We start from the raw sequence: 25,367 nt of genomic DNA on the forward strand, positions 1-25,367 counted from the left end.
CTATTCCTTTTCTGCCGACTGGCGGATGTTGCCTGGCTGGTCGGGTTCCCGCAGCCCTGCGAGCGCGGACAGAGCGCGTGCGGCACGTTCGTCGGGCGCGCTGCGCAGACACCGGCCTGCGCGCGGCACCGACCAATGCGAAGGAACAGCTGTGGATGCAAGCGCAGCAACCATGCCCAGCGCCGCGGATCCCACGCTGTGCTTTGTCACGGCCCGCCGGAACAGTCCAGCAGCCACCAGAACCCCGCCTGCCCTGGCGCCGGCGTCGAGGAACCAGCGGTTGCGGGCTGCCTTGGGATCAAGGTCCGATTCGGCCCACAGCCGCAAGCGGTCAAAGCTGATGGCCGTGGCCCAGCCGAGCGCAGGCCGGATGACGGTGGAGTCCAGAGCCTTGCCGATGATTCCCATGCCTGGCTGGTAGTTGTACCCCGTGATGAAGCGCAGGCCGTCGTCCGTGGGAATATATCGCCAGTATCCCGAGCCCGGTCCAATGGGTGAAAGCCAGTCCGCGGTGTCGAACTTCAGCACCGAGGTTGCCTGGCCGTCCTCCCGGTGCCGGTGGCCCAGCGATGTCCCGGTCCCTTTGATGGTGTGCAGCGGCAATAGGAACTCGTAGCGGAAGCGGACCTGACCCTGTTCATCCCGGTCCACAGGGATGATGCGTGAGAACCGCAGGTCCCAGCGGGGATGCGCCTCCGGATTCTGGCTCAGCTCCCACACCCACTCCATGTCGGCCCGGATCCGAATCTCCACATACAGCGGCTTGGCCAATTTCTTGTGCCCCAATTTGTCCCCCATCACCCCATCTTAAGAGGACGGGCCGGACACCCGCGCATCAACTCCACCTTCATGGTCCAAGGTCAATGATGGCGGGAAGTCCCGTTTTGAGTCTTTCGAAGACGTACCGTTCGTGAGGAACCAGCGCCTGCGGAAGATCATCAAGATCGAACCACTCCAAGCCGGCCGACTTGTCGCCTTCCATGATTACGGGGTCACCGGACCATGCCGCACAGGTGAAGAAGAAATCGACCCGGCCACCCGAGGCCATGGAACCTGGCTGTGTGCGATGCATTGTTGCCAGTGGCACCAGCTGGTCCGCGGAAATGACGATGCCCAGTTCTTCATGGGCTTCACGGACAGCTGCACCACTTGCAGATTCACCAGCTTCCACATGGCCCGCTGCCGCAGTCGCCCAATAACCATCCATGAAACCCGTGCCTTGGCGCAGCTGCAGCAATACCGAGTTGCCGCGACGGAAGACGACGTAGCTGACCGGGGTCAGTACGGATCGTTCGGGGACACTGGGGGCATCTGACATGAAACGAGCCTAGGGTCACGGAACCCCTGCACCTAATCACGAAACTGCATACAATTGCTCCATGGATGATGGGGACGTTCTGCGGGCTTACGCCAAACGCGCAGCCGAATACACTTCTTTGCTTGGCTCAATTGATGACATGCATGAGCTCGATCGGCGGCGAATTGAATGCTGGGCCGGGGAGGTTGACGGCCACATCATCGATGCAGGATGCGGACCCGGCCATTGGACGAACTTTCTCAATGGGCGCGGTGCAAATATTTCAGGCATCGATATTGTTCCGGAATTCGTCGAGATCGCCGGTACACGCTTCCCCGACGTTTCATTTCACGTGTCCTCACTGCGAAGTCTCGAGGTGGACGATGGGAGTTTGGGTGGGGTTCTGGCGTGGTATTCGCTGATCCACGTGCACCCTGCGGAGTTGCCCGTAGTCCTTGCCGAATTCAGGCGGGTTCTCGCCTCCAATGGCCGCCTGCTCATCGGGTTCTTCGACGGCGCTGCCGACGAAACCCTGGATCACGGAGTCGTCACGGCGTACTACCGGTCGGTTGAACAGATGTCCTGTCTACTGCAGGCGGCCGGCTTTGAGGTGCTTGAGGTTGAAGCACGCCACGATGACGGCAGCAAACCGCACGCGGCAATTTCCGCCGTCGTCCGATGAGGTACCTGCAACCTCAAGGGGAACAATAAATGCAAACCATCCATGCCGCGCAACGTTGGGCGAAGACGTGGGCCAGCGCCTGGCCGCTGCAGGACGTAGAGGCAATAGTGGAAATGCAGGCCGATGACGGCGAGCACTGGGCTTCCATGTTCAGGCCGTTTCATGGACGCACCGGACTGCGAGGCTATCTGCAGGAATGCTTCGCAGAAGAAACCAGGCCAGCAGAAACCTGGTTCGGCGAACCGGTCGTTGCCGGCGGCTCAGCATGTGTTGAGTACTGGGTCGTCATTCACCTCAATGGCCAGCGCATCACGATTTCCGGATGCACGGTCCTGACGTTCGATGAGACCGGGTTGGTAAAGTCGGCGCGCGACTACTCTGAGGTAAAAGAGGGCCGCCATGCCCGGCCCATCCAGGCCTTCAACCAGTGAGACCCAGGGTTCCAGGGTTCCAACTATTGGAACAGTCCAACGAAGGCTGAATTGCCCACGACTCCTGCGGGCAGGAAGGCCGGGCGTGGGCTGAACGGAACGAGCAAAGAACGCTGGAAGCGGCTAAACGTGGTGCAGACACCGGGTGACAACACCCCACACCGAGACCTCACCGGTCAAGGCAAGCACCTCCGCCGAAGCCGGGGACGGGGCATGGGCGGGCTGGGTGGTCAGGGAGGTGACGCCGTCGTGCTTCACGAGACGGCGGATCAGGAGCTCACCCTCCACCACTACAACCACCACGGAACCGTCGCGAGGGGCTAGTGCGCGGTCCACGATGATCTCGTCGCCGTCGGCAATGCCGGTTCCGGCCATGGAATCGCCGGAGACGCGCATGACGAAGGTGCTGGTGCGATCGCGGATCAAGTGGCGGTTGAGGTCGATCCCGCCGTCAAAGTAGTCGCGGGCGGGCGAGGCAAAGCCGGTGGGCTCGTTGGGCCGCTTGGGGACGGGCAGGTCCATGCCAAACACCACAACACCGCCTAGTACATGAATTCGAAAGAAGACCAGCTTATCATTTGCGTGCCCGGCCGATTCGTAGCGGAGTTGGGTGGGACGGCCCGCGGGATGCCGACCGGCCCGCAGGACCCCACAATTCCCGCCAACTGTTGGCGGGAATTGTGGGGACCAGCGGGAGTGCCGGCTCAGTGGAAGTGCCGGCTCAACGTGCGGGCAGGCTCAGTGTGCGGCGAGCAGGGAGGCGGCTTCCTGGCGGGTGAAGCCGGAATCCTCGATGCCGTCGGCAATATGGGCGAGGTGTTCGGGGATGTCGCGGCCCTTCTTGCGCATGGCCGTGGCCCAGAGTCGCCCGGCCCGGTAGGAGGAGCGCACCAACGGTCCGGACATGACGCCCAGGAAACCAATTTCCTCCGCTTCCTGGGAGATGTCCAGGAATTCTTGTGGCTTGACCCAGCGGTCCACCGGCAGGTGGCGTTCGGAGGGGCGCAGGTACTGGGTGATCGTGATCAGGTCGGTCCCGGCGTCGTGCAGGTCCTGCAGGGCGGTCGAGATTTCCTCACGGGTCTCACCCATGCCCAGGATCAGGTTGGACTTGGTGACCATGCCCGCATCGCGGCCCTGGCGGATGACATCCAGGGAGCGGTCGTAGCGGAAGGCGGGGCGGATGCGCTTGAAGATCCGCGGCACCGTCTCCACGTTGTGGGCGAACACTTCCGGCTTGGACTCGCAGATGGCCGTGATGTGCTCGGGTCTGCCGGAGAAGTCGGGGATGAGAAGTTCAACGCCGGTGTTCGGGTTGAGCTCATGGATCTTGCGCACCGTCTCGGCATAAAGCCAGACACCCTCGTCGGCGAGGTCATCGCGGGCCACACCCGTGACGGTGGCGTAGCGCAGGTTCATCTTCACCACGGAGCGGGCCACCTTGGTGGGCTCAAACCTGTCGATCGGGGACGGCTTGCCCGTATCGATCTGGCAGAAGTCACAGCGGCGGGTGCACTCGGAACCACCAATGAGGAACGTGGCCTCACGGTCTTCCCAGCACTCGAAAATGTTCGGGCAACCGGCCTCTTCGCACACGGTGTGCAGGCCCTGTCCCTTGACCAGGTTTTTCATGGCGATGTATTCGGGGCCCATGGAAACCTTGGTCTTCATCCAGTCGGGCTTGCGCTCAACGGGGACAGCCGCGTTGCGCTGTTCAATACGCAGCAGCTTGCGTCCTTCAGGTGCCAACGTCACAGCAGTGCTCCTTCTGACCGGCCCGTATCAACGGCCCCGGTGGTTGTTGGATCTAGCATTCGACCACGTTGACGGCGAGTCCGCCCATGGCTGTTTCCTTGTATTTGGAGGACATGTCGCGTCCCGTTTCACGCATGGTGATGATGACCTCGTCGAGAGAGACACGGTGCTGGCCGTCCCCCCAGAGCGCCATTTTTGCGGCGTTGATAGCCTTGGCCGCGGCAATCGCGTTACGCTCGATGCAGGGGATCTGCACGAGCCCGCCAATGGGGTCACACGTCAGGCCCAGGTTGTGTTCCATGGCGATCTCGGCGGCATTTTCCACCTGTTCCGGCGTGCCGCCCATGACCTCGGCCAGTCCGGCGGCGGCCATGGACGACGCCGATCCCACCTCGCCTTGGCAGCCCACCTCCGCACCGGAGATGGAGGCCTGCTCCTTGTACAGCACGCCAACAGCGCCGGCGGCCAGCAGGAACTTGACCACGACGGCGTCAATCGCCTCCTGCGAGGCGTGGTGCATGCCGTCGATGTAGTGGGTGGCGTAGAACATGACAGCCGGGATGATGCCGGCGGCACCGTTGGTGGGGGCGGTGACAACGCGGCCGCCGGAGGCGTTTTCCTCGTTGACGGCCAGCGCCACCAGGTTCACCCATTCCTGCCAGAACTTCGGGTCCCGGTCCGGGTCCTCTTGGAGGAGCCGCGTGTGCCAGGCCGGAGCCCGGCGCCGCACCTTCAACCCGCCCGGCAGCAAGCCCTCACGGGCGAGCGAGGCGTTCTTGCACTGTTCCATGACGTCGCGGATGTGCAGCAGCCCGCTGCGGACGTCATCTTCGCTGCGTCCAACGAGCTCGTTGGCCAGCATGACGTCGCTGAAGTTTCCGCCCGCGGTGGCGCAGTGGATCAGCAATTCGGCGGCTGTGCGGAAGGGGTACGGCATTTTCGCCTTGGATGATTCCAGCTCGGCCACGGCCTCTTCCACGGCACCTTCGCGGATGATGAAGCCGCCGCCCACGGAAAAGTAGGTGGCCTCGTGCAACACGGTTCCGGCAGCATCGCTCACACTGAACTTCACACCGTTGGTGTGCCGGGGAAGGATGGTCAAGGGGTGCAGGATGATGTCCTCGGCACCGTAGGCCAATGCAACGGCGCCTGCCAACAGCAGCGGCTCCCCGGCGTCGAAGGCGGCCAGCCTGGCTTCCACTTCTGCCGGCAGGATCAGTTCCGGTTCGCGGCCTTCCAACCCCAACAGCACGGCCGTCATGGTGCCGTGCCCGCGTCCGGTGGCTGCCAGGGAACCGTAGAGATCCACCCGCACGGCAGCCGTACGGTCCAGGACGTGTTGTCCAGCCAGTTCCCGGGCGAAGGCCGCGGCGGCCCGCATGGGCCCCACGGTGTGGGAACTGGATGGGCCGATCCCCACTGAAAACAAGTCAAAAACGCCAACAGACATGCGAGCACCTCACTCAAGGCCGAAACGTGTTCCGGGGATGAGTCCCCCGGAGGGCCGGGCGCACCATGACGGTGCATGCCCGGCCGGTCCCCTGCGGCAGCCGTTGTCCACGGCGGTCGCAGGGGCAACTGTTCCGCTAGGACAATTCTGCCACTGACGGGTACAGGGGGTGGGCTTGTGCCAACGCCTCAACGCGGTTGCGCAGACCGGAGAGGTCGGCACCGGCGTCGGCGATGAGGGCCTCGGCAATGATGTCGGCCACTTCGGCAAAAGCCTCCGTGCCGAATCCGCGCGTTGCCAGGGCCGGGGTGCCAATCCGCAGGCCTGAGGTGACCATCGGCGGACGCGGGTCAAACGGCACGGCGTTGCGGTTGACGGTGATGTCAATCGCGGCCAGCCGGTCTTCGGCTTCCTGGCCGTTGAGCTCACAGTTGCGCAGGTCCACGAGCACCAGGTGCACGTCGGTGCCACCGGAAATCACGGAGATCCCCTTGGCTGTGACGTCGGGCTGGATCAAGCGCTCCGCCAGTATGTGGGCACCGGCAAGCACCCGCTCCTGGCGTTCCTTGAACTCCGCCGAGGCTGCGATCTTGAACGCCACGGCCTTGCCGGCAATGACGTGCTCCAGCGGACCGCCCTGCTGCCCGGGGAACACCGCCGAGTTGATCTTCTTGGCGATGTCCGCATCGTTGCTTAGGATGATGCCGCCGCGCGGACCGGCCAGGGTCTTGTGCGTGGTGGACGTGGTGACGTGGGCGTGCGGCACCGGTGAGGGGTGCAGGCCCGCGGCCACCAGGCCGGCAAAGTGCGCCATGTCCACCATGAGGTAGGCGCCCACCAGATCGGCAATGCGGCGGAACTCGACGAAGTCCAGCTGGCGGGCGTAAGCCGACCAGCCGGCAACGATCAGTGCCGGTTTGTGCTCAAGCGCCAGACGCTCCACCTCGACCATGTCCACCTGGTGCGTGTCTTCACGGACCTGGTACGGGACCACGTTGTACAGGCGGCCGGAGAAGTTGATCTTCATGCCGTGCGTCAGGTGCCCGCCGTGGGCCAGGTTCAGCCCCATGATGGTGTCGCCGGGCTTGATCAGCGCGTGCATGACCGAGGCGTTGGCCTGGGCGCCGGAGTGCGGCTGGACGTTGGCGAAACCCGCACCGAACAGGGCCTTGACCCTGTCGATGGCCAGCTGCTCGATGACGTCGACGTGCTCACAACCGCCGTAGTAGCGGCGGCCAGGGTAGCCCTCGGCGTACTTGTTCGTCAGGACGGAGCCCTGGGCGGCCATGACGGCCGCCGCGGTGTGGTTTTCCGAGGCGATCATTTCCAGGCCGGTGCGCTGGCGGGCCAGCTCGGCGTCGATCGCAACGGCAATGTCCGGGTCCAGCTCTGACAACGGCGCATCCAGGCTCGCGGAGACAACCTGCACGTAATCCACGCCGACGGCGCTCACAGCTCGCCACCATTGGCGGCCGCGTACTCTTCGGCACTGAGGAGGGGGCCTTCGGATTCAATCTCAACCTTGAACAGCCAGCCTGCACCGTAAGGGTCCGTGTTGATCACGGCGGGATCCTCGACGGCGGCCGTGTTTACTTCGGTGACAAGCCCTGTCACCGGGGAGTAGAGATCGGAGACCGACTTGGTGGATTCGATCTCACCGCACGGCTCGCCGGCGGTGATGGTGGACCCTGCCTCGGGCAGGTCCACGTACACAATGTCGCCGAGGGCGTCGGCGGCTACGGCCGAAACGCCAATGGTGGCGGGACCCGCGCCGTCGCGGGCGATCCACTCGTGCTCAACGGAATACTGCAGTTCTGCTGCTACCTTGCTCATAATGATCCTTGTCTAAGAAATGTGAGTAGGGGCGGGCCACTGATTGGGCCCACGCCCGCGAGGGCCCCAAAGCGAGCTTGCAAGCTATGGGAGCGGGTGGGGATTACTTTTGACGCTTGTAAAACGGCAGTGCAACCACTTCGAACGGTTCGGCCTTGCCACGCAGGTCCACATCGAGCAGGGTGCCCACTTCGGCATGTTCGACGTCGACATAGGCCAGGGCGACAGGGTAGCCCAGGGTGGGGCTGGGCTGGCCGGAAGTGACCTCGCCAATGCTGGCGCCGTCCTTCAGGACCGGGTAGTGCCCGCGCGCGGCCCGGCGGCCCATACCCTTGAGGCCGACCAGCTTGCGACCGGAGGTGACGCCGTCGCCCGATTCCTTAATGGCGGCGAGTGCGGCCTTGCCGATGAAGTCGCTTTCCTTGGCCAGCGACACCACTGGGCCCAGGCCGGCCGAGTAGGCATGGCCGGTGACGGCTAGTTCGTTGCCGTACAGCGGCATGCCGGCTTCCAGCCGCAGGGAGTCGCGGGAAGCCAGGCCGGCCGGGATCAGCCCCAGGTCCTGGCCGTTTTCCAACAACACCTGCCACAGGGCGGCGGCGTCGGCATTGGGCAGGTAGATTTCGAAGCCGTCCTCGCCGGTGTAACCCGTGCGTGCCAGCAACAGCTCGCGGGCTGTGCCGTTGATGGTGATGGGGACTTCCGCGGCGGCGTAGTACTTCATCCCGCTCACGGCCGCATGCTGGTCCTCCGGCACGAGGGTCAGCACAATCGCTTCCGCGTTGGGTCCCTGGACGGCAATCAGCGAGGTCTCAGCCGAAACGTCCTCGACGACGACGTCGAAACCGGCCGCACGTTCGGCCAAAAGCCGTGCCACGGTGGCAGCGTTGCCGGCATTGGGGACCACCAGGAACTTCTCATCCGCGAGGCGGTAGGAGATGAGGTCGTCGATGATCCCTCCCTCTGCGTTGCAGATGAGCGAGTACTTGGCCCGGCCCACGGCCACTGCGGAGATTTTTCCGGCCAGGGCGAAATCCAGGAAGGCTGCGGCGTCCGGGCCGCTCACCCAAACTTCGCCCATGTGGGAGAGATCGAAGAGGCCGGCGGCTTTGCGGACGGCGTGGTGCTCAGCTAGTTCGGAAGAGTACTTCAACGGCATCTGCCAGCCACCAAAGTCGGTAAATGACGCCCCGGCTTTCTGGTGTTCGCCGTAAAGGGCTGTGTGGTTCTCAGTCATGGGAATTCCTTTGCGGTGGGGTTGGCTTTAGTTGTCTTCGAAATCTTCAATGGGAGGGCAGGAGCAGACCAGGTTGCGGTCCCCCGCGGCTCCGTCAATGCGGCCAACCGGCGGGAAGTACTTGTCCTGGCGCAGGCTGGCCACGGGGAACACGGCTTGTTCACGTGAGTAGCCGCGGTCCCAGTTGGAATCGACAACGGCGGCAGCCGTATGGGGTGCGTTGCGCAACGGGCTGTCCGGCAGTGTGAAGGCACCGTCGGCAACCTGGTCGATCTCGGCCCGGATGCTGATCATGGCGGTGATGAAGCGGTTGATTTCGGCCAAATCCTCTGATTCGGTCGGCTCCACCATCAAGGTTCCGGACACGGGGAAGGACAGGGTGGGGGCGTGGAAGCCATAGTCAATGAGGCGTTTGGCCACGTCTTCTGCCGTCACTCCGGTCTTGGCCGTCAGCTCGCGCAGGTCCAAGATGCACTCGTGGGCAACCAGGTCTCCGGCTCCCGTATACAGGACCGGGTAGTGCTCGTTGAGCTGCGAGGCGATGTAGTTCGCCGCCAGGAGCGCGGACTTCGTTGCCTCGGTCAGTCCCTGGCCACCCATCAGCTTCACGTAGGCGTAGGAGATCGGCAGCACCCCGGCCGAACCGAAGCGTGTGGCCGAGATCGGGACCCCGGTGCCGGACACTCCTGACGCATTGGCATCGCCTGGCATGAAGGGCGCCAGGTGGGCCTTCGCAGCAACGGGGCCCACGCCGGGGCCGCCGCCGCCGTGCGGGATACAGAAGGTCTTGTGCAGGTTCAGGTGGCTGACGTCTCCACCGAACTTGCCGGGCTGCGCCAAGCCGACCAGGGCGTTCAGGTTCGCACCGTCAACGTACACCTGGCCACCTGCTGCGTGGACGGCGTCGCAGACCTCGCGCACATCGGCGTCGTAAACGCCGTGCGTGGACGGGTAGGTGATCATGATGGCGGAAAGCTGGTCCTTGTGGGTTTCGATCTTGGCGCTCAGGTCGGCATGGTCGATCGTGCCGTCCGTTGCCGTGGCAACCACAACAACCTTCATGCCGGCCAGCACGGCCGAGGCCGCATTGGTGCCGTGGGCGGACTGCGGAATGAGGCAGATGGTGCGCTGCGATTCCCCGCGGGACAGGTGGTAGCCGCGGATGGCCAACAGGCCGGCGAGCTCACCCTGAGAGCCGGCGTTGGGCTGGATGGAGACCTGGTCGTAACCGGTGATCTCACACAGATCGGCTTCCAGTGCGCCGATCAGTTCACGCCAGCCAGCGGTCTGGGAGTCCGGAGCGAAGGGGTGGATGGAGGCGAATCCGGGCCAGGACATGGCTTCCATCTCGGCCGTTGCGTTGAGCTTCATGGTGCAGGAGCCCAGCGGGATCATCGTGCGGTCAAGCGCCAGGTCGCGGTCGCTGAGGCGGCGGATGTAACGCAGCATCTGCGTTTCGGAGCGGTGCGTGTTGAACACGGGGTGGGTCAGGAAGTCCGAGCCGCGCACGGTGTCGGCCGGAAGGGCGAAGTCGGCGCTGCCCCCAATGTCAGCGCCGTCTCCTGCCGGTGCGGCACCAAACACTGCGGCCACGCGGGCCACAAGATCCGCCGTCGTGGTTTCATCAACGGATATGCCCACATGGTCGGCATCGATGTGACGCAGGTTGATGCCATCCTTCTCGGCCACGGCAACAAGAGTGCCGGCGCGTCCGGGCACGCGCACTGTGAGGGTGTCGAAGAAGGAGGTGTGAAGCAGTTCGACGCCGGATGCCGCCAGTGCCGCTGCCAGGGTGCGGGCGTGGCGGTTGACTGTTTCGGCAATGGCCTTCAGGCCCGAAGGTCCATGGTAAACGGCGTACATGGAGGCGACGATGGCCAGCAGGGCCTGGGCCGTGCAGATGTTGGAGGTGGCCTTCTCGCGGCGGATGTGCTGCTCGCGGGTTTGCAGGGCCAGGCGGTAGGCCGGCAGTCCGGTGTCATCCTTGGAGACACCCACGATGCGTCCGGGCAGTGAGCGTTCCATGCCGTTACGCACAGCCATGTAGGCAGCGTGCGGTCCACCAAAGAACAGCGGCACACCGAAACGCTGGGCGGTTCCGACGGCAATGTCGGCACCCTGCTCACCGGGAGGGGTGATCAACGTCAGGGCCAGCAGATCTGCGGCCACGGTGACGAGTGCACCGCGTTCCTTGGCTGCGGCAATCACGGGTGCGTGGTTGAACACGCGTCCGGAGACGCCTGGCTGCTGGAGGACGACGCCGTTGATGTCGCCGTCGGGCAGTCCCTGGGCCAGATCGGCGACTTCCACCTCAAAGCCCAGTGCTTCAGCGCGGCCCTTGACGATGGCGATGGTCTGCGGCAACAGGTCTGCGTCCAGGACAGTCTTGCCGTTGGCGGCAGCTTTGGACTTGTTGGCGCGGCGCATGAGCAGCACGGCCTCGGCCACGGCGGTGGCTTCATCGAGCAGGGACGCGTTGGCGACGGGCAGGCCGGTTAGGTCGCTGACCATGGTCTGGAAGTTCAGCAGCGCCTCGAGGCGGCCCTGGGAAATCTCCGGCTGGTAAGGGGTGTAGGCGGTGTACCATGCCGGGGCCTCAAGGATGTTGCGCCTGATCACCGGAGGGGTCACGGTGTCATAGTAGCCCTGGCCGATCATCTGCACCGCCATGGTGTTTTTCTCGGCGAGGGCGCCGAGTGCGGCCAGCACCTCGACCTCGCTGAGCGCACCACTCAGGGCGAGCGGCTTTGCCTGGCGGATGGAATCGGGAACGGCCGTGTCCACGAGTGAATCGACGCTGTCGTAGCCGATCGCCTTGAGCATGGTCTCGATGTGGGACTGCTGGCGGGCACCAATGTGCCGGTCGGCAAACACTGTCGCGTTGGACTGAATCGTCATGAGGAACTCCAAGATTCGGCCGGCCCGGGGGACACGGCATGGGTTGGGTTCCTCCCCGCTCTGTCTTGGACCTGAGAGATTCCGCGGATTGTTCATCCGCTTTGCACCGTCGGTGAGCCCGGTGACCCGGGCTGCTTTCCAGAGTTGCCTCACCATGGCGGTACGGGGGCCTGAGAGATTCCTGGGGAGGATTTGCTCCTACGGCGCCGCCACATTGCTGGGAGGACTCTCCCGCCACGGTTCGAAAGGCATATTAAGATATTAGGGTGATTCGGAGCACACAATACACGATGAACTCCGGCAAGCCAAGCCGGCCAGGTCCGTGCCGCGGTCGATACAGCCACTCAACTGCTCCGGCGCCGCAATTTGCCACAGGCTTTTTCATGCGCCATCTTGCGCCGGGCCAAATCACCCACTAGTGTGTGACTCGCGTCACCAAGTTAGTTGAAGTGCCTATGATCCGCGGCGGGAGAGTTCTGCCGGTACATCCAGTAGGCGCCGAAGGAGCAAATCCTCCCCAGGAATCTCTCAGGCCCCTGTACCGCTGTGGCTAGGCAACTCTGGAAAGCAGCCCGAACATCCGGGCTCACCGACGGTGCAAGCGTCCCTTGATTTCTAAGGAAACGCGGAAACTCTCAGGTCCCAGACAGAGCGGGGAGGAAGCACATCTTCGTGGTGCACCATGCCACCTAAACGAGGGGCCTTCCTTTGACGATCCGCCAATCCACCAGCACACCCGATGCCGAGCCCCACCTTGAGCGGCAGCTGAGCAACAGGCACATCCAACTCATTGCCATCGGCGGGGCCATCGGCACCGGCCTGTTCATGGGCTCAGGCAAGACCATCTCCGCCGCTGGTCCCTCAGTGATTTTCGTCTACATGATCATCGGCTTCATGTTGTTCTTCGTCATGCGTGCCATGGGCGAGCTGCTGCTGAGCAACCTCCATTACAAATCGTTCAGCGATTTTGCCGCGGATCTGCTGGGTCCGTGGGCGGGCTTCTTCACCGGTTGGACCTACTGGTTCTGCTGGGTCATCACCGGCATCGCCGATGTCATCGCCATCGCAGCCTACTCGGAGGTGCTCTTGCCGGGGATCGACCTGTGGATCCCCGGGGTAGTCACCATCGGGATATTGCTGGTCCTGAACCTGACCACCGTGAAGGCCTTTGGCGAAACGGAATTTTGGTTTGCCCTCATCAAGATCGTTGCCATTGTCGCCTTGATCGGCGTGGGCTTGTTCATGATCTTCAGCCGTTTCCAGTCCGACTCCGGAACGGCCAGCTTCACGAACCTGTGGAGCCACGGCGGATTGTTCCCCAATGAATTCATGGGTTTTGTGGCCGGATTCCAGATTGCCGTGTTTGCGTTCGTGGGCATTGAACTGGTCGGCACCACTGCGGCCGAGGCCAAGGACCCGGAGAAGAACCTCCCCAAGGCCATCAACTCCATCCCGATTCGTGTCCTGCTCTTCTATGTAGGCGCCTTGATCATCCTCATGTCAGTCATTCCGTGGACCCAATTTGCCGCCGGAGAAAGCCCGTTCATCGCTATGTTCTCGCTGGCCGGACTCGGAGCGGCCGCCACCATCATCAATCTCGTGGTGCTCACGTCCGCGATGTCCTCAGCCAACTCCGGCATCTATTCCACCTCCCGCATGGTTTATGGCCTGGCGAAGGAGGGCGATGCTCCTGCCAGGTTTGCCAAGTTGTCCAAGCGCAAGGTCCCCAACAATGCGTTGTTCCTCTCCTGCGTTTTGCTCCTCTCAAGCATCGTGTTGCTGTACGTCGGCGAGGACATCAGCAAGGCCTTTGAAATGGTCACCACCGTGGCCGCTGTCTGCTTCATCTTTGTCTGGTCCATCATTCTGGCCAGCTACCTCGCCTTCCGCCGGCGCCGCCCTGAACTCCATGAATCCTCGAAGTTCAAGATGCCTGGCGGAATTCCCATGGTCTATGTGGTCTTCGCCTTCTTCGCCTTTGTCCTGTGGGCCTTGACTACTCAGGTGGATACGCTGATTGCACTGCTGGTGACCCCCTTGTGGTTCGTTGTGCTGGGTGTGGTCTGGTACCTCGTTGGCAAGACCCCCAGCCATCGGGCCCGCTATGCGAAGTTCAAGGAAGACCTTGAAACGGAGCGGTTCCGCACCGAACAGGGGCTGACGAGTGAACAGGGGCTGACGAGTGAGAGGGAGGCCGGCCAATGAGCGCGGAGCCGTTGACGCCGTCGGGCATACCGGCGGTGGGTCCGTCGGTGAACCCGGCGGAGGGTGAGGGGTTCCTGCTCACCCTTGATTGCACCGAGTCCCCCGGGATTGTGCATGCCGTGGCCGAATTTTTGCTCAAACACGGCTGCTACATCGTGGATATCAAGCAGTTCGGTGACCAGAGGGTCAAGCACTTCTTCATGCGGGTGCATTTCCTCACCGGCAGCGGCGGGCCGGGCCGGGAAGAACTCCGGGCGGACTTCGCGCCGGTGGCCGGGAAATGGGGCATGAATTGGCGGTTGGAGCCGCGTGCCCGCAAGGAACGCATTTTGGTCATGGTCTCCAAGTTCGGCCACTGCCTGAACGACCTGCTGTTCCGCGCCCGAAACGGTGAACTGCCGGTGGAAATTGTCGCCGTTGTCTCCAACCATGAAACCCATCGGGGCCTGGTGGAATGGCACGACATCCCCTACCACCACATCCCCGTGACGCCTGAGACCAAGCCGGCCGCCGAGGCGCAGCTGCTGGAGTTGGTGGAGAATTACCGGGTGGAGCTGGTGGTCCTGGCCAGGTACATGCAGGTTCTCAGCGACAGCCTCACGTCGGTGCTGTCCGGGCGGGCCATCAACATCCACCACTCCTTCCTGCCCAGTTTCAAGGGCGCCAAACCGTATCACCAGGCCTTCGACCGCGGCGTCAAGACGGTCGGTGCCACGGCCCACTACGTCAACTCCGAACTCGATGAGGGGCCCATCATCGCCCAGCAGGTCATCGAGGTGGACCACAGTTACGGTCCGGAGGGCCTCGTGGCGGTTGGCCGTGACGCTGAATGCAAGGCCCTGACCAATGCGGTGCGGTGGCATGCGGAGGGCCGCATCATACTGTCGGGCAACCGCACCGTCGTCCTGAGGTAAATTCTGCCTCCCGATGCCGTTCGCGCCTGGCAGCAGGGTGCATTGGACGCAGCGGGGCCGGCGTTCTACGGTTGATCGTGTGATTAGCGTGAACTGTGGCTGAGCCCCGGAAGATCGACAAGTCCGGGCCAGGTGCTGGCGGCCAGGGAATCGCCGGCCCGTCGCAGGGACACCACAAGGGCAGCCCTGGATACCGGCGGATGCTGGCCGCGCTGGCGTGCGCCGGGGTGGCAACCTTCGCCCAGCTTTACTCACTGCAGGGCCTGCTGCCGCTGGTCTCACGCGAATTGGGCGTCACCGCAGCCCAGGCATCGCTGACCATTTCCGTGGCAACCGCGGGACTGGCGTTGGCTGTGCTGCCGTGGTCGTTCGTGTCCGACCGCCGGGGCCGGGTGCGCACCATGGGGCTGGCCGTCATCCTGGCAACGGTGTTCGGGCTGCTGGTTCCCGCCGCACCCAACTTTGAAGTGCTGTTGCTCTTGCGCGGATTGGAAGGTGCCGCGCTGGGAGGAATCCCGGCACTGGCCATCGCCTACCTCACCGAGGAGGTCCAACCGCGCAGCGCCGCCGCCGCAGCCGGAGCCTATGTCGCCGGCACAACGTTGGGTGGGCTGTTTGGCCGCCTGCTCGCGGGGCCCGTGGCGGATCTGGCCGGCTGGCGCATGGGAACCCTTGCTGTGTCCCTCTGCGCCGCCGTTGCCGCCGCGGGGTTCCTGCTGTTGGCGCCGAAGCCGCGCGGTTTTGTGCCGTCGTCCGGGGAGGGTTTCGGGGCCGTACTGGGTAAGTTGGTGCCGCAAATGCGCAGCAAGCCTCTCCTGGCCCTCTACGCACAAGCATTCCTGCTCATGGGCTCCTTTGTCAGTGTCTACAACTATTTGGGATTTAGGCTGGAGGCTCCCCCGTACTTGTTCCCCGCGTGGGCGGTGGCCCTGCTCTTCCTGGCCTATCTCTCCGGGACCGTTTCAGCTCGTCTGGTCGCCGGGCTGGCGGTCCGCTGGGGCCGGCGCACCGTGCTCTTGGCGTCGACGGGGGCCATGACGACGGGGCTGGCGCTGACGCTGGCGTCCCCCGTTGCCGTAATCCTGGCCGGACTGGTCCTGTTCACGGCCGGTTTCTTTGGCGCGCACAGCATTGCGTCCGGCTGGACCGGCGCCCTCGCCACAAGCGGGCGGGCGCAGGCCGCCTCGCTGTACAACCTGAGCTACTACGCAGGCTCGAGCGTCGTCGGTTGGAGCGCAGGGCTGCTGTTCCAGCACTTTGGCTGGGGCGCCATGGCCGGGGCCCTCGCGGTGCTGGCCGCACTGGCGGCTGTGGCTGCCGCAATGCTGCTGCCGGGGGCGGAACCACGGGAAGTGCCCGGAACCGAAACTTCGGAGGGCTCTCCGGCGGAACCCCGCGCGGAGCCTGGGCCGCAACCATAGGCGCAACCTAAGCCTGCGCACCGGGCTGCCGTCCGCCGTCGTCCGCTTCCTTGGAAACCACAGCAATAACCGCAGGGCGGATGTCAGCGCACCCGCGCCTCATCCCCCGCAGCCCTCTGCATGAGCAGGGCCTCCACCACCGGGTAGAGCATCAACACACCGAGCACCGCGAACGTCCATTGGTACCCCGTGACCGGTGCAACATCCGCCCCCAACAGACCCTCGGCGGCACGCAGGATCAAGGCACCCACGGCCACACCCAGACCCGTCGCGACCTGAGAGATGGTGGATGAGAGCGTGTTCGCCCCGGCCATCCGAGCCTTGGGGACATCGACAAACTGCACCGTGTTGTAGGCGCTGAAGCCGATGGAACGAAGCACACCGCTGATAAACAGCACGGCGGCGATCACGGCCAACGACGTGGCCGGCGTCAGGAAGGCGCACGCAAACAAGGCCAGCGCACCGCCAATGTTGCTCAACAGCAGCACCGTGCGGAAGCCAAACCGCCGGATCAGCGGCGAGGTGGCGGGCTTGATCAGCACGTTTCCGGCGAACACGGCCATGGTCATCAGCCCTGCCTCGAACGCGTTCCAGCCGAAGCCGATCATGAACATCAGCGGCAGCAGGAACGGCACGGCGTTGATGACCAGCCGGTACATTGCGCCGCCGGCATTGCCCACCAAGAAGGTGTGGATGCGCAGCGCCCGCAGGTCCAGCAGCGGATGCCGCGAGCGCTTGAACCACCACAACATGGCCGCCAGCGCCAGCACCGCAATCATCAGCCACAGCACGACGGCGGCCCACGGCGTAGGTGCCGCGCCGACCAGTTCCATGCCAATCACCAGGGCGGCGAGGGCGATGCCGCACATGAGAAAGCCGGTCCAGTCCGGCGGCGGGACCTTGAGGGCGCGAACGTTGGGCACCACCTTCAGGGAGGCGATGAAGGCGATGACGCCCAGTGGGACGTTGATCAGGAAAATCCAGTGCCAGCTGGCGTAGGTGACGAACAGTCCGCCCAATACGGGAGCCAGCACAGGCGCGATGAGGGCCGGCCAGGTCAGGTAGGCGATGGCTTCCAGGAACTCCTTCCTGTCCGCATCGCGCAGCACAACCAGCCTGCCGACGGGGACCATCATGGCCCCGCCCGCTCCCTGAAGCATGCGGGCACCGCACAGGAACGCAAGGTTGGGGCTCATTGCACAGAGCAGCGAGGCCACCGTGAAGATGGCGATGGCGGCCGTGAACACGCGGCGCGCGCCAAAGCGTTCGGCCAGCCAGCCGCTGATCGGGATGCCCACGGCCAGGGTGATCAGGTAGGAGGTCATGGCCAGGTTGATGTCCACGGGGTTGACGTTTAGGTCTGCGGCGATGCCGGGCGCCGCCGTGGCAATGATGGTGCCGTCCAGGATCTCCATGAAATACGTGCCGGCGACCAAAAGTGCCAGGGCGCGGCTGAAGGACTTGCTGCCGTTCGACGTCGGTATTCCCCAGGTCACCGGACAAGCGTAGCCAAGCGGGCCGGGCCCGGCATATTCGTCCGGGATGTGACTACTTCCCGGCCAGGTCCATGGTGGCCAGGCGCAGCCACAACCGCTTTTGCGGATCGTCCTGGTCGATGCCGAAGTTGGCTGTGTTTGCGTCTTCCTGCTGCCGCGTCCATCCGGTCGCAGGCGCCCGGCGCGGCTACAGTGAAGACACAATCCATCTCACCCCGGGAGCCGAAGTGGTCGTAGTCAGCAGCAATCTCAGCAAGTGCAGTTCATGATGGGCTTTCTGGATGTTGCGCTGATAGTGCTGCTGGGCATTGCCGGGCTGCTGTTCCTGGCCCTGCAATCATGGCTGGCGGCAACCGTGGTCCGGCGCGTGGTGGGGGTGCCCATCGGCTGGCCGCGGTCCATCGCCGTCGGCTTTGTCATGAGCGGTGCCATGGCCCTGACCGTTCAATACCTGTTCCGTGCGGGAACAGATGCAAACCCCACCGGCCTTGATGTCTCACCCATGGTGGCGCTGCTCCTGCTGGTGCTGGCGGTCTGTTGGACGTTTGCCCTCGGCGTGGGCGCCCTGGTGTTTCTTGAGGCCGCATTCCCCACCGGCACGCTGCCCGGCTTCAGTCAGATTTTCACCGGTTGGAAGGCACGACGGCGGCGTACCCGGCGCTACGCCGATGTCATCTCGATCGCCGTGCGCCACGGTCTCGGTTCGCGGCTGCGCGGATTTGGCCGGGACGAGGGTTTCGGCCAGGACGCCAAAACCGCGCGGGCCCTGCGCAATGCCCTCAACGAAGCCGGTGTCACGTTCATCAAGCTGGGCCAGATGCTGTCCCCCCGCCGCGACCTGCTGCCGGAGGTGTTCATCCGGGAGCTGGAGTCGCTGCAGAGCAACGCTGCCCCGGAGCCGTGGGAAGCCATCCAGTTGGCCATTACAGAAAGTCTGGGCCGGCCGCTTGCGGAGGTATTCAGCCAGGTGGACCCGGTACCCCTGGCCGCGGCGTCGGTGGCGCAGGTGCACCAGGCAACCTTGCTGGACGGGTCCGACGTCGTGCTTAAGGTTCAACGCCCCGGTGCGCTTGACCAGGTCACCCTGGACACCGACATCATCCTGCGGCTGGCGCGCTGGCTAAACACCACAACACCCTGGGGCAAGTCCCTGGGCGTGCTGACCCTGGCGCGCGGATTTGCCGATTCGCTTGAGGAGGAGCTGGATTACCGGGTTGAGCTGGACAACATGCGCAGCATCGAAGCGTCGCTGGCGCACTCGGGCACGTTCGCCGTCGCCGTCCCACACGCCCATCACGAACTGTCCAGTGAACGGCTGCTGGTCATGGACCGGCTCCCGGGCCGTCCTGTCAGCTCGGCCGGCGCACTGCTGACCTCTTTGTCGGCCGGCGAGCGCAGAGCCCTTGCCGAAACTCTTCTAGGCGCCACGCTGGAGCAGATCATTTCCGACGGCGTATTCCACGCAGACCTGCACGCCGGCAACATTTTCATCACCCCGGAGGGGACGCTTGGCCTGTTGGACTTTGGCTCCGTGGGCAGGCTGGATCCGGCCACCCAGACGGCTCTGGGCATGATGCTGTACGCGATTGACAAGAACGACGCAGCCGGGGCCACCGACGCCCTCATCGAACTGCTCGACCGGCCCGAAGACCTGGATGAGAGGGCACTGGAGCGTTCCTTGGGCCAGTTGCTGACCCGTTTCCGGCCAGGATTCGGTCCAGGTGGCAGCCAGAGGATGTTTGGAGATTTGTTTGCCCTGGTCATCGCCCACAAGTTCGCCGTCCCGGCTCAGATCGGCGCCGCCTTCCGGGCCCTCGCCGCCGTGGAGGGCACGTTGTTGGTCATTGACCCCTCCATGGACCTGGTGGCCGCCGCGCGCAGCGAAGGCTCACGGCTCATGGACGGAAAACTAAAAATCGGCAACCTCAAGGGCGAGTTTGAGCAGCGCATGATGCAACTGCTGCCGCTGGTCAACCGCCTCCCACGCCGACTCAACAAGATCACCGAGGACCTGGAGCACGGCCGATTCTCCATGCGGGTTCGCGTCCTGGACCACCCCTCGGACCGCCGCTTCCTCACCGGATTGTTCCAACAGCTCATCGTTGCGGTGCTGGCAGGATCCGCTGTCCTCGGTGCCATCCTGCTGATCACCAGCAACGAAGGTCCGTTACTGACAGGGGACATCCATTTGTACGGCTTCTTTGGATTTGTCCTGCTCTTTGGCGGCTTTGTGCTGGGCATGCGGGCACTGATGCTGGTCTTCAAGCGCAACGCCGGGGACTGATAGTGGCTGTGCGCTGATTCCCGGGGCCCGCCCGGCGCGCGTGGCAGGTGCTGTCCCTGTCCGGCCCCGTTCGGGCCCGGCGGGCCCCGGCCTGCCCCGTTCGGCCCCGGAAGGTGCTTGGATGGAGACATGTCCGTCTTGGTTGTGTTGCGCGGCAACTCCGGCTCCGGCAAGAGCACCGTCGCCCGCGCGCTGCAACAGGAACTGGGTGCGGTCTGGATTGAGCAGGACTACTTCCGCCGGACAGTGTTGGGCGAGACCGGAAACTATCCCCCACTCAGCGTAGAGCTGATTGAACAGTCTGCTGCCTTGGCGCTGCGACACGGGCGGACGGTCATCATGGAAGGCATGTTCAACCCTCGAAGTTACAGCGGCTGTTTCTGCCGGTTGCGGGACGGGCACACGGGTCGGAGCCTGTTCTACGCATGGGAACTCAGCCTTGATGAGACTTTGCGCCGCCACGCCACCCGTCCGGACAAGCGGTCCGACTTCGGCGAGAAGCAGATGCGCAGCTGGTACCACGGCTGGGACCCACTGGAGGGAATCTCGGAGCAGCGGATTACGGCGCCCGAGGGCCTTGAGGCTACAGTGGCGCGAATCCTCGCCGATGTCCGGGGAGGTTAGAACCATCACGGCAGTTTCCAGTTCGCTCCCGGCCACCGCACGGACATCAACTGCTTAATGTCGGCGAAAATGGCCCCAAGCAGCACTCTGACACGTATCTTTTCGCGAGAATGGGTCCACCTCGCGAAATGCCGTCGAAGTCGCGCCCTCTTCGCGGGCTGGGGTCATTTTCGGCGAATAGGCTCGCCAGAGACGTCGACATGGCCCCATCTCGACGGCCCGGCCCAATGTCGAGGACGTCCAGGACGGAGAAGACGTGCGCTGCAGCCGCCACTTCCCACAACGGACGGCATTTGCGGTTAAAGCGGGTGTTCTACCACCGGCTTTAACCGCAGTCCCCATTTTCCGCAAGCTTTTTCCGCAAAACTGCACAAGCTACGCCGTCAGCCCCAGCCGGCTCATGCGCTTGGAGTGGTTGCGGGTCAGGGCGCTCAAGATGGCTGCCAGCTCGGCGGCAGCCTGTTCCTGAGTGGCGTCGGGGCGCAGACCCACCAGGAAACTGTGCTTGGCGCCGATCCGCTGTACCTGGGTCAGGGCCTCCCCCACCAGCCTCCGGCCCCACAGCGCCAGCCGTGAGGACAGCCGGGGATCTTCGCCCAACATCTTCTTCAACAGCCCGGTCAGCTCGGCCAACTGTTCATCACTGGTGCGCACCTTGGCAATCGCCTCGCGTGTGGGCTCATCCAGGCGCTCGGCGATGGCCGCGTAAAACTCCTCCGTGATCGCCTCCACCACGTACGCCTTCATCAACGACTCGTGCCAATCAGCCGGCCTGGTGCGCTCGTGGAAGGCATCGACCATGCGCTGGTACGGTGCCATGGCCAGCTCCGGGTCCATGCCCATCTCACGCAGCCGTGCACACATGGCCTCATAATGGCCAAACTCGGACACTGCCATCTTTCCCAGCACGGCCCGATCGCTCAGGGTCGGGGAATGCCGGGCATCCGCGGCCAGGCGCTCAAACGCCGACAATTCCCCGTACGCAATGCTGCCCAGCAGGTCCACCACAAAGTTGTCGTAGCGGGCGCTGAGTTCACCGGCGGAAACGGAATCGTCGGCGTCGAATGCTGAAATACTCATGTGCCCAAGCGTAGTGTGTGCTGCGCCGCCCTTGATCCCGTCACAGAATCGTTTACGCTGAACCCGTGCCCTACTCTCACATTGGCGTCAGACGAAGCGCCGCGCAGCAGTCCCTTGCCCAAGCCCTGGCCGCCTTGAGCGAGGAGTTCAAGCTGCCGGACGGCTTTGACCCGGACGTCCTGGCCGAAGTCGCTGACGTCATTGCCGGCCACGAGCTTCCCACCCCGGACCTCACCGCGCTGCCGTTCATTACGATCGACCCGCCCACCTCCCAGGATCTTGACCAGGCCATGCATTTGGAGCGCAACGGCGACGGTTATGTGGTCCATTACGCCATTGCCGATGTCCCCTCGTTTGTGCCGGCCGGCGGCCCCCTGGATTCCGAGACGCGCCGCCGCGGCCAGACCATCTACACCCCCGGCCAGCGCATCCCCCTGCACCCGCTGCCGTTGAGCGAGGGCGCCGCCAGCCTCTTCGCCAACGACCCCCGCTCCGCCTACGTCTGGGAAATTCACCTTGCCGCCGACGGTTCCCAGACCTCCGCCATGGTCCGCCGCGCCACCGTGCAGAGCATTGCCAAACTCGGTTACGAGCAGGCTCAGGAGATGTACGACGCCGGGACCGCACCCGCCGCTTTTGCCGGCACCTTGGCCCTTTTGGCAGAGATTGGGACGAAACGCATCGCCCTGGAGCGCGCCAGGGGAGGCGCCAGCCTGAACGTGCCCGCGCAGGAGGTCGATTTTATTGATGGCCGATACGTGCTGGAATTCCGCCCGGGCTTGCCAATTGAGGACTGGAACGCGCAGATTTCCCTGCTCACGGGCATGGCCGCGGCCGGTCTCATGATTGAGGGCAAGGTGGGCATCCTGCGCACCATGCCGGCCCCGGATGAGGAAGCCATTGCCGCCTATCGGCGCCAAACCGTGGTCCTGGGCAAACCGTGGGGCACGGACATGGCCTACGGGGCGTATCTGCGCACCCTGGACACCTCCGAGCCAAAACATTTGGCACTGATGCACGCTGCCACCACCTTGTTCCGCGGCGCCAGCTACACCCCGTTCAATGGCACGCTGCCGGAACAGCTCACGCAGGCCGCCGTAGCCGCACCTTATGCGCACACTACGGCACCGCTGCGGCGGCTCGTTGACAGGTTTGTGCTGGCCATTTGCGCCGCGTTGTCTGCCAACGAGGACGTGCCGGAGTGGGCCATCGCAGCCTTGGAGGAACTTCCGGAGATCATGGCCGACTCCAATCAGCTGGCCAACAAGGTGGACAGGGCCGCTATCGACACGGTTGAGGCAGCGTTGTTGCGCCATTACGTCGGAGGTGAGTTTGACGCCGTCGTGCTTGCCGGGCCAAAGAAAAACGGCCACACTACAAGGTCGGCAGCCGCGCGCAGCTCCATCCAGATCACCACACCGGCCGTGAGCGCATATTGTGAGGGCGATCTTGAACCGGGCACCGTTGTCCGGGTCAAGTTGGTCGCGGTGGACATTGCCAAGCGGAGCGTGAAATTCGTGCAGGCTGCCTCCGAACCCGTCGTCTGATGGCGGCGCGGGTGGCTCCGCCATCTCTTTTGGGCCAATCGCGGCGGGAATGCGGGGCTGTACGGCTAGACTGTGAGGGTAGACATGGATGCCCGGTCGTTGATTATTAGATTTTGATTCAACAAGCCCGCCCCTACGCGCGTCTTATCAGTTCCTCCCGCAGCCGTCACTCTGACGGCGGGAGGGCACGAAATTGCAAGCCCGCGATCGGCTTCCCTAAGGTAGTGCCGCTGTTCTGCGGTTCCGTGAGGCCTCTTGTGCCAGCGTTGAGCCCGGTTGGCGGCACCTTGAATAGACGAATTGAATGGTAAGCATTTGAGCATTGAAACAGATTCCCTGCTGCAGGCAGAAGACAGCAACGAAAACGTTGAAATTGACGGCACGCTGAGCAGCAACGAACCACCCCGCCAGGAAGAAAAGGAAACGTTCGCCAGCTTTGGCGTGCACCACGAGATCGTTTCCTCGCTGACCGAAGCCGGGATCAACCACCCCTTCCCCATCCAGGCCATGACACTGCCCATCGCCCTGACCGGGCACGACATCATCGGCCAGGCCAAGACCGGAACGGGCAAGACGCTCGGCTTCGGGATCCCGGCGCTGAACCGCATTGTTGCCCCGAAGGATGAGGGCTTTGAGAAGCTGGCCGCCCCCGGCGCGCCCCAGGCCATGATCATCGTGCCCACGCGTGAGCTCGCCGTGCAGGTTGCCGGCGACCTCGTCACCGCCTCCAAGCATCGCGGCATCCGCATCGCCACCATTTACGGCGGCCGCGCCTACGAACCCCAGATCGAGGCCCTGCAAAAGGGTGTCGAGCTGATCGTTGGCACGCCGGGCCGCCTGATTGACCTGCTCAAGCAGCGCCACCTGAACGTCAAGCACGTGCGCATGGTGATCCTTGATGAGGCTGACGAAATGCTGGATCTGGGCTTCCTGCCCGATGTTGAGACGTTGATTGCCGGCACCCCGGCCGTGCGCCAGACCATGCTGTTCTCGGCCACCATGCCCGGCCCGGTGGTTGCCATGGCCCGCCGCTACATGACCCAGCCAACGCACATCCGCGCCGCCGATCCCGACGATGAAGGCCTGACGAAGCGTGACATCCGCCAGCTGATCTACCGCGCCCACAACCTTGACAAGATTGAGGTGCTGGCCCGCATCCTGCAGGCCAAGGGCCGCGGCCGCTCCATCATCTTCACGAAGACCAAGCGCACCGCAGCCAAGGTTGCCGAAGAGTTGGTTGACCGCGGTTTCGCTGCCGCAGCCATCCACGGCGACCTCGGCCAGGGCGCCCGCGAGCAGGCGCTGCGCGCCTTCCGCAACAACAAGGTTGACGTCCTCGTCGCCACCGATGTTGCCGCCCGCGGCATTGACGTTGACGATGTCACGCACGTGGTGAACTACCAGTGCGTTGAGGACGAGAAGATTTATCTGCACCGTGTGGGCCGCACCGGCCGCGCAGGCAACAAGGGCACGGCCGTCACGTTCGTGGACTGGGACGACATGCCCCGCTGGGCCCTGATCAATAAGGCCTTGGGCCTGAGCGTTCCCGAGCCCATCGAGACGTACTCCTCCTCGCCGCACCTCTACACGGACCTCGACATCCCCGAGGGCACCAAGGGCCGCCTGCCGCGCAGCAAGCGCACGCATGCCGGCATCGATGCCGAGGTGCTTGAAGACCTGGGCGAGACCGGCAAGCGCAACGCCCCCAAGAGCGACAGCCGCGGCCCCCGCGAGGGGGAACGCGGAGGAAACCGCGGCGGCAACCGAACTGGTGCCCGCCATGGTGAGAAGCGCCGTGATGAGACCCCCGCAGGTGAGAAGAGCGACGGCGGCCGGAGCCGGCGTCGTCCGGCATCCTCTGCTGCCGAGGCACCGGCTGAGGGCGGCGCACCCGCTTCGGCCGAGGCTGGGGCACCGCGCGCACGTCGCAGTCGCACCCGCCGCCGCAACGGCGAGGTAGTGGACACGCCCGCCACGGACTCCTAACCCCACCAACGACTGTGACGCAGTAGTTGCACTGAAACCCAACGGAAATCGCTTTCCGAGTGCATCTACTGCGTCCTAGTTGTTTAAGGTGAACTTAGATCAGCGGACGGCCTTCACGCCTTGCCTCGCGGAACTCCTGGAAGAAGGCCTTGCCGAGGATGTACAGCACCACGGCAACGATGACCGGCCAGGCCAGGACATACAGGGTGAGAAAAAATACGCTCATG

General features: G+C 64.1%; 21 protein-coding genes and 2 riboswitches. Of the genes, 9 read left to right on the forward strand and 12 right to left on the reverse strand.

Annotated features, from left to right (window positions below; genetic code table 11):
• Positions 1 to 798, reverse strand: a complete 798-nt coding sequence (locus tag art_RS08775) for a hypothetical protein (protein WP_052136154.1) — start codon at positions 796 to 798, stop codon at positions 1 to 3.
• A gap of 49 nt (positions 799 to 847) precedes the next feature.
• A complete protein-coding gene (locus art_RS08780) occupies positions 848 to 1,318 on the reverse strand; it encodes an NUDIX domain-containing protein (protein ID WP_038464127.1) in 471 nt (156 codons plus the stop codon).
• A 61-nt stretch (positions 1,319 to 1,379) separates the two neighbouring features.
• On the opposite strand from art_RS08780, the gene art_RS08785 reads away from it, so the two are divergent.
• The gene (locus art_RS08785; protein ID WP_038464130.1) at positions 1,380 to 1,979 is read left to right on the forward strand and encodes a class I SAM-dependent methyltransferase; all 600 of its coding nucleotides are present in this window, start codon (positions 1,380 to 1,382) and stop codon (positions 1,977 to 1,979) included.
• A gap of 29 nt (positions 1,980 to 2,008) precedes the next feature.
• The gene (locus art_RS08790; protein WP_038464133.1) at positions 2,009 to 2,410 is read left to right on the forward strand and encodes a nuclear transport factor 2 family protein; all 402 of its coding nucleotides are present in this window, start codon (positions 2,009 to 2,011) and stop codon (positions 2,408 to 2,410) included.
• Between the two features lie 123 nt (positions 2,411 to 2,533).
• On the opposite strand, the gene art_RS08795 is transcribed toward art_RS08790, so the two are convergent.
• From art_RS08795 to gcvP, 7 genes are all read right to left on the reverse strand, one after another.
• Positions 2,534 to 2,932, reverse strand: a complete 399-nt coding sequence (locus art_RS08795) for a LexA family transcriptional regulator (protein ID WP_052136931.1) — start codon at positions 2,930 to 2,932, stop codon at positions 2,534 to 2,536.
• A 216-nt stretch (positions 2,933 to 3,148) separates the two neighbouring features.
• A complete protein-coding gene (lipA, locus tag art_RS08800; RefSeq protein WP_038464136.1) occupies positions 3,149 to 4,165 on the reverse strand; it encodes a lipoyl synthase in 1,017 nt (338 codons plus the stop codon).
• Between the two features lie 52 nt (positions 4,166 to 4,217).
• Positions 4,218 to 5,615 carry an L-serine ammonia-lyase gene (locus art_RS08805; RefSeq protein ID WP_038464140.1) on the reverse strand — a complete coding sequence of 466 codons (1,398 nt, stop codon included), beginning with the start codon at positions 5,613 to 5,615 and terminating at the stop codon, positions 4,218 to 4,220.
• Between the two features lie 136 nt (positions 5,616 to 5,751).
• On the reverse strand, positions 5,752 to 7,068 hold the full coding sequence (gene glyA / locus art_RS08810; RefSeq protein WP_038464143.1) for a serine hydroxymethyltransferase: 1,317 nt from the start codon (positions 7,066 to 7,068) through the stop codon (positions 5,752 to 5,754).
• Complete coding sequence (gene gcvH, locus art_RS08815) at positions 7,065 to 7,448, reverse strand: glycine cleavage system protein GcvH (RefSeq protein ID WP_038464146.1); 384 nt, start codon at positions 7,446 to 7,448, stop codon at positions 7,065 to 7,067. Before gcvH ends, glyA begins: the two co-directional genes overlap by 4 nt.
• Before the next feature lie 103 nt (positions 7,449 to 7,551).
• Positions 7,552 to 8,685, reverse strand: a complete 1,134-nt coding sequence (gene gcvT, locus art_RS08820) for a glycine cleavage system aminomethyltransferase GcvT (protein WP_038464149.1) — start codon at positions 8,683 to 8,685, stop codon at positions 7,552 to 7,554.
• Positions 8,686 to 8,712: 27 nt separating this feature from the next.
• Positions 8,713 to 11,583 (reverse strand): aminomethyl-transferring glycine dehydrogenase, encoded by a 2,871-nt coding sequence (gene gcvP / locus art_RS08825; protein ID WP_038464152.1) that lies wholly within the window; start codon positions 11,581 to 11,583, stop codon positions 8,713 to 8,715.
• Positions 11,584 to 11,731: 148 nt separating this feature from the next.
• Positions 11,732 to 11,827: riboswitch (glycine riboswitch) on the reverse strand.
• A 212-nt stretch (positions 11,828 to 12,039) separates the two neighbouring features.
• Positions 12,040 to 12,137: riboswitch (glycine riboswitch) on the forward strand.
• A 154-nt stretch (positions 12,138 to 12,291) separates the two neighbouring features.
• On the opposite strand from gcvP, the gene cycA reads away from it, so the two are divergent.
• From cycA to art_RS08840, 3 genes are all read left to right on the forward strand, one after another.
• On the forward strand, positions 12,292 to 13,788 hold the full coding sequence (gene cycA / locus art_RS08830) for a D-serine/D-alanine/glycine transporter (RefSeq protein WP_052136155.1): 1,497 nt from the start codon (positions 12,292 to 12,294) through the stop codon (positions 13,786 to 13,788).
• The gene (purU, locus tag art_RS08835; protein ID WP_082000204.1) at positions 13,785 to 14,702 is read left to right on the forward strand and encodes a formyltetrahydrofolate deformylase; all 918 of its coding nucleotides are present in this window, start codon (positions 13,785 to 13,787) and stop codon (positions 14,700 to 14,702) included. The genes cycA and purU overlap by 4 nt, the downstream gene beginning before the upstream one ends.
• Positions 14,703 to 14,851: 149 nt before the next feature.
• Positions 14,852 to 16,123, forward strand: a complete 1,272-nt coding sequence (locus art_RS08840) for an MFS transporter (protein ID WP_038469423.1) — start codon at positions 14,852 to 14,854, stop codon at positions 16,121 to 16,123.
• Positions 16,124 to 16,206: 83 nt separating this feature from the next.
• Here art_RS08840 and art_RS08845 read toward each other — a convergent pair whose 3' ends face one another.
• Complete coding sequence (locus art_RS08845; protein ID WP_253901530.1) at positions 16,207 to 17,619, reverse strand: MFS transporter; 1,413 nt, start codon at positions 17,617 to 17,619, stop codon at positions 16,207 to 16,209.
• Between the two features lie 265 nt (positions 17,620 to 17,884).
• Here art_RS08845 and art_RS08850 point away from each other — a divergent pair, with 265 nt between their 5' ends.
• On the forward strand, positions 17,885 to 19,903 hold the full coding sequence (locus tag art_RS08850) for an AarF/ABC1/UbiB kinase family protein (protein WP_253901584.1): 2,019 nt from the start codon (positions 17,885 to 17,887) through the stop codon (positions 19,901 to 19,903).
• 129 nt (positions 19,904 to 20,032) lie between these two features.
• A complete protein-coding gene (locus art_RS08855; protein WP_038464155.1) occupies positions 20,033 to 20,527 on the forward strand; it encodes an AAA family ATPase in 495 nt (164 codons plus the stop codon).
• Between the two features lie 375 nt (positions 20,528 to 20,902).
• Here art_RS08855 and art_RS08860 read toward each other — a convergent pair whose 3' ends face one another.
• On the reverse strand, positions 20,903 to 21,607 hold the full coding sequence (locus art_RS08860; protein WP_038464158.1) for a ferritin-like fold-containing protein: 705 nt from the start codon (positions 21,605 to 21,607) through the stop codon (positions 20,903 to 20,905).
• Positions 21,608 to 21,672: 65 nt separating this feature from the next.
• Here art_RS08860 and art_RS08865 point away from each other — a divergent pair, with 65 nt between their 5' ends.
• Together art_RS08865 and art_RS08870 are read left to right on the forward strand one after the other, a co-directional pair.
• Entirely contained in the window at positions 21,673 to 23,154 is a 1,482-nt protein-coding gene (locus art_RS08865; protein ID WP_038464161.1) for an RNB domain-containing ribonuclease, read from the forward strand.
• A 315-nt stretch (positions 23,155 to 23,469) separates the two neighbouring features.
• Positions 23,470 to 25,140, forward strand: coding sequence for a DEAD/DEAH box helicase (locus art_RS08870; protein WP_052136157.1), 1,671 nt, complete (start codon positions 23,470 to 23,472; stop codon positions 25,138 to 25,140).
• Positions 25,141 to 25,234: 94 nt separating this feature from the next.
• On the opposite strand, the gene art_RS22670 is transcribed toward art_RS08870, so the two are convergent.
• Positions 25,235 to 25,366, reverse strand: a complete 132-nt coding sequence (locus tag art_RS22670; RefSeq protein ID WP_038464165.1) for a putative transporter small subunit — start codon at positions 25,364 to 25,366, stop codon at positions 25,235 to 25,237.
• Position 25,367: the final 1 nt, after the last annotated feature.

The organism is Arthrobacter sp. PAMC 25486 (genome assembly GCF_000785535.1).
Lineage (GTDB): Bacteria > Actinomycetota > Actinomycetes > Actinomycetales > Micrococcaceae > Specibacter.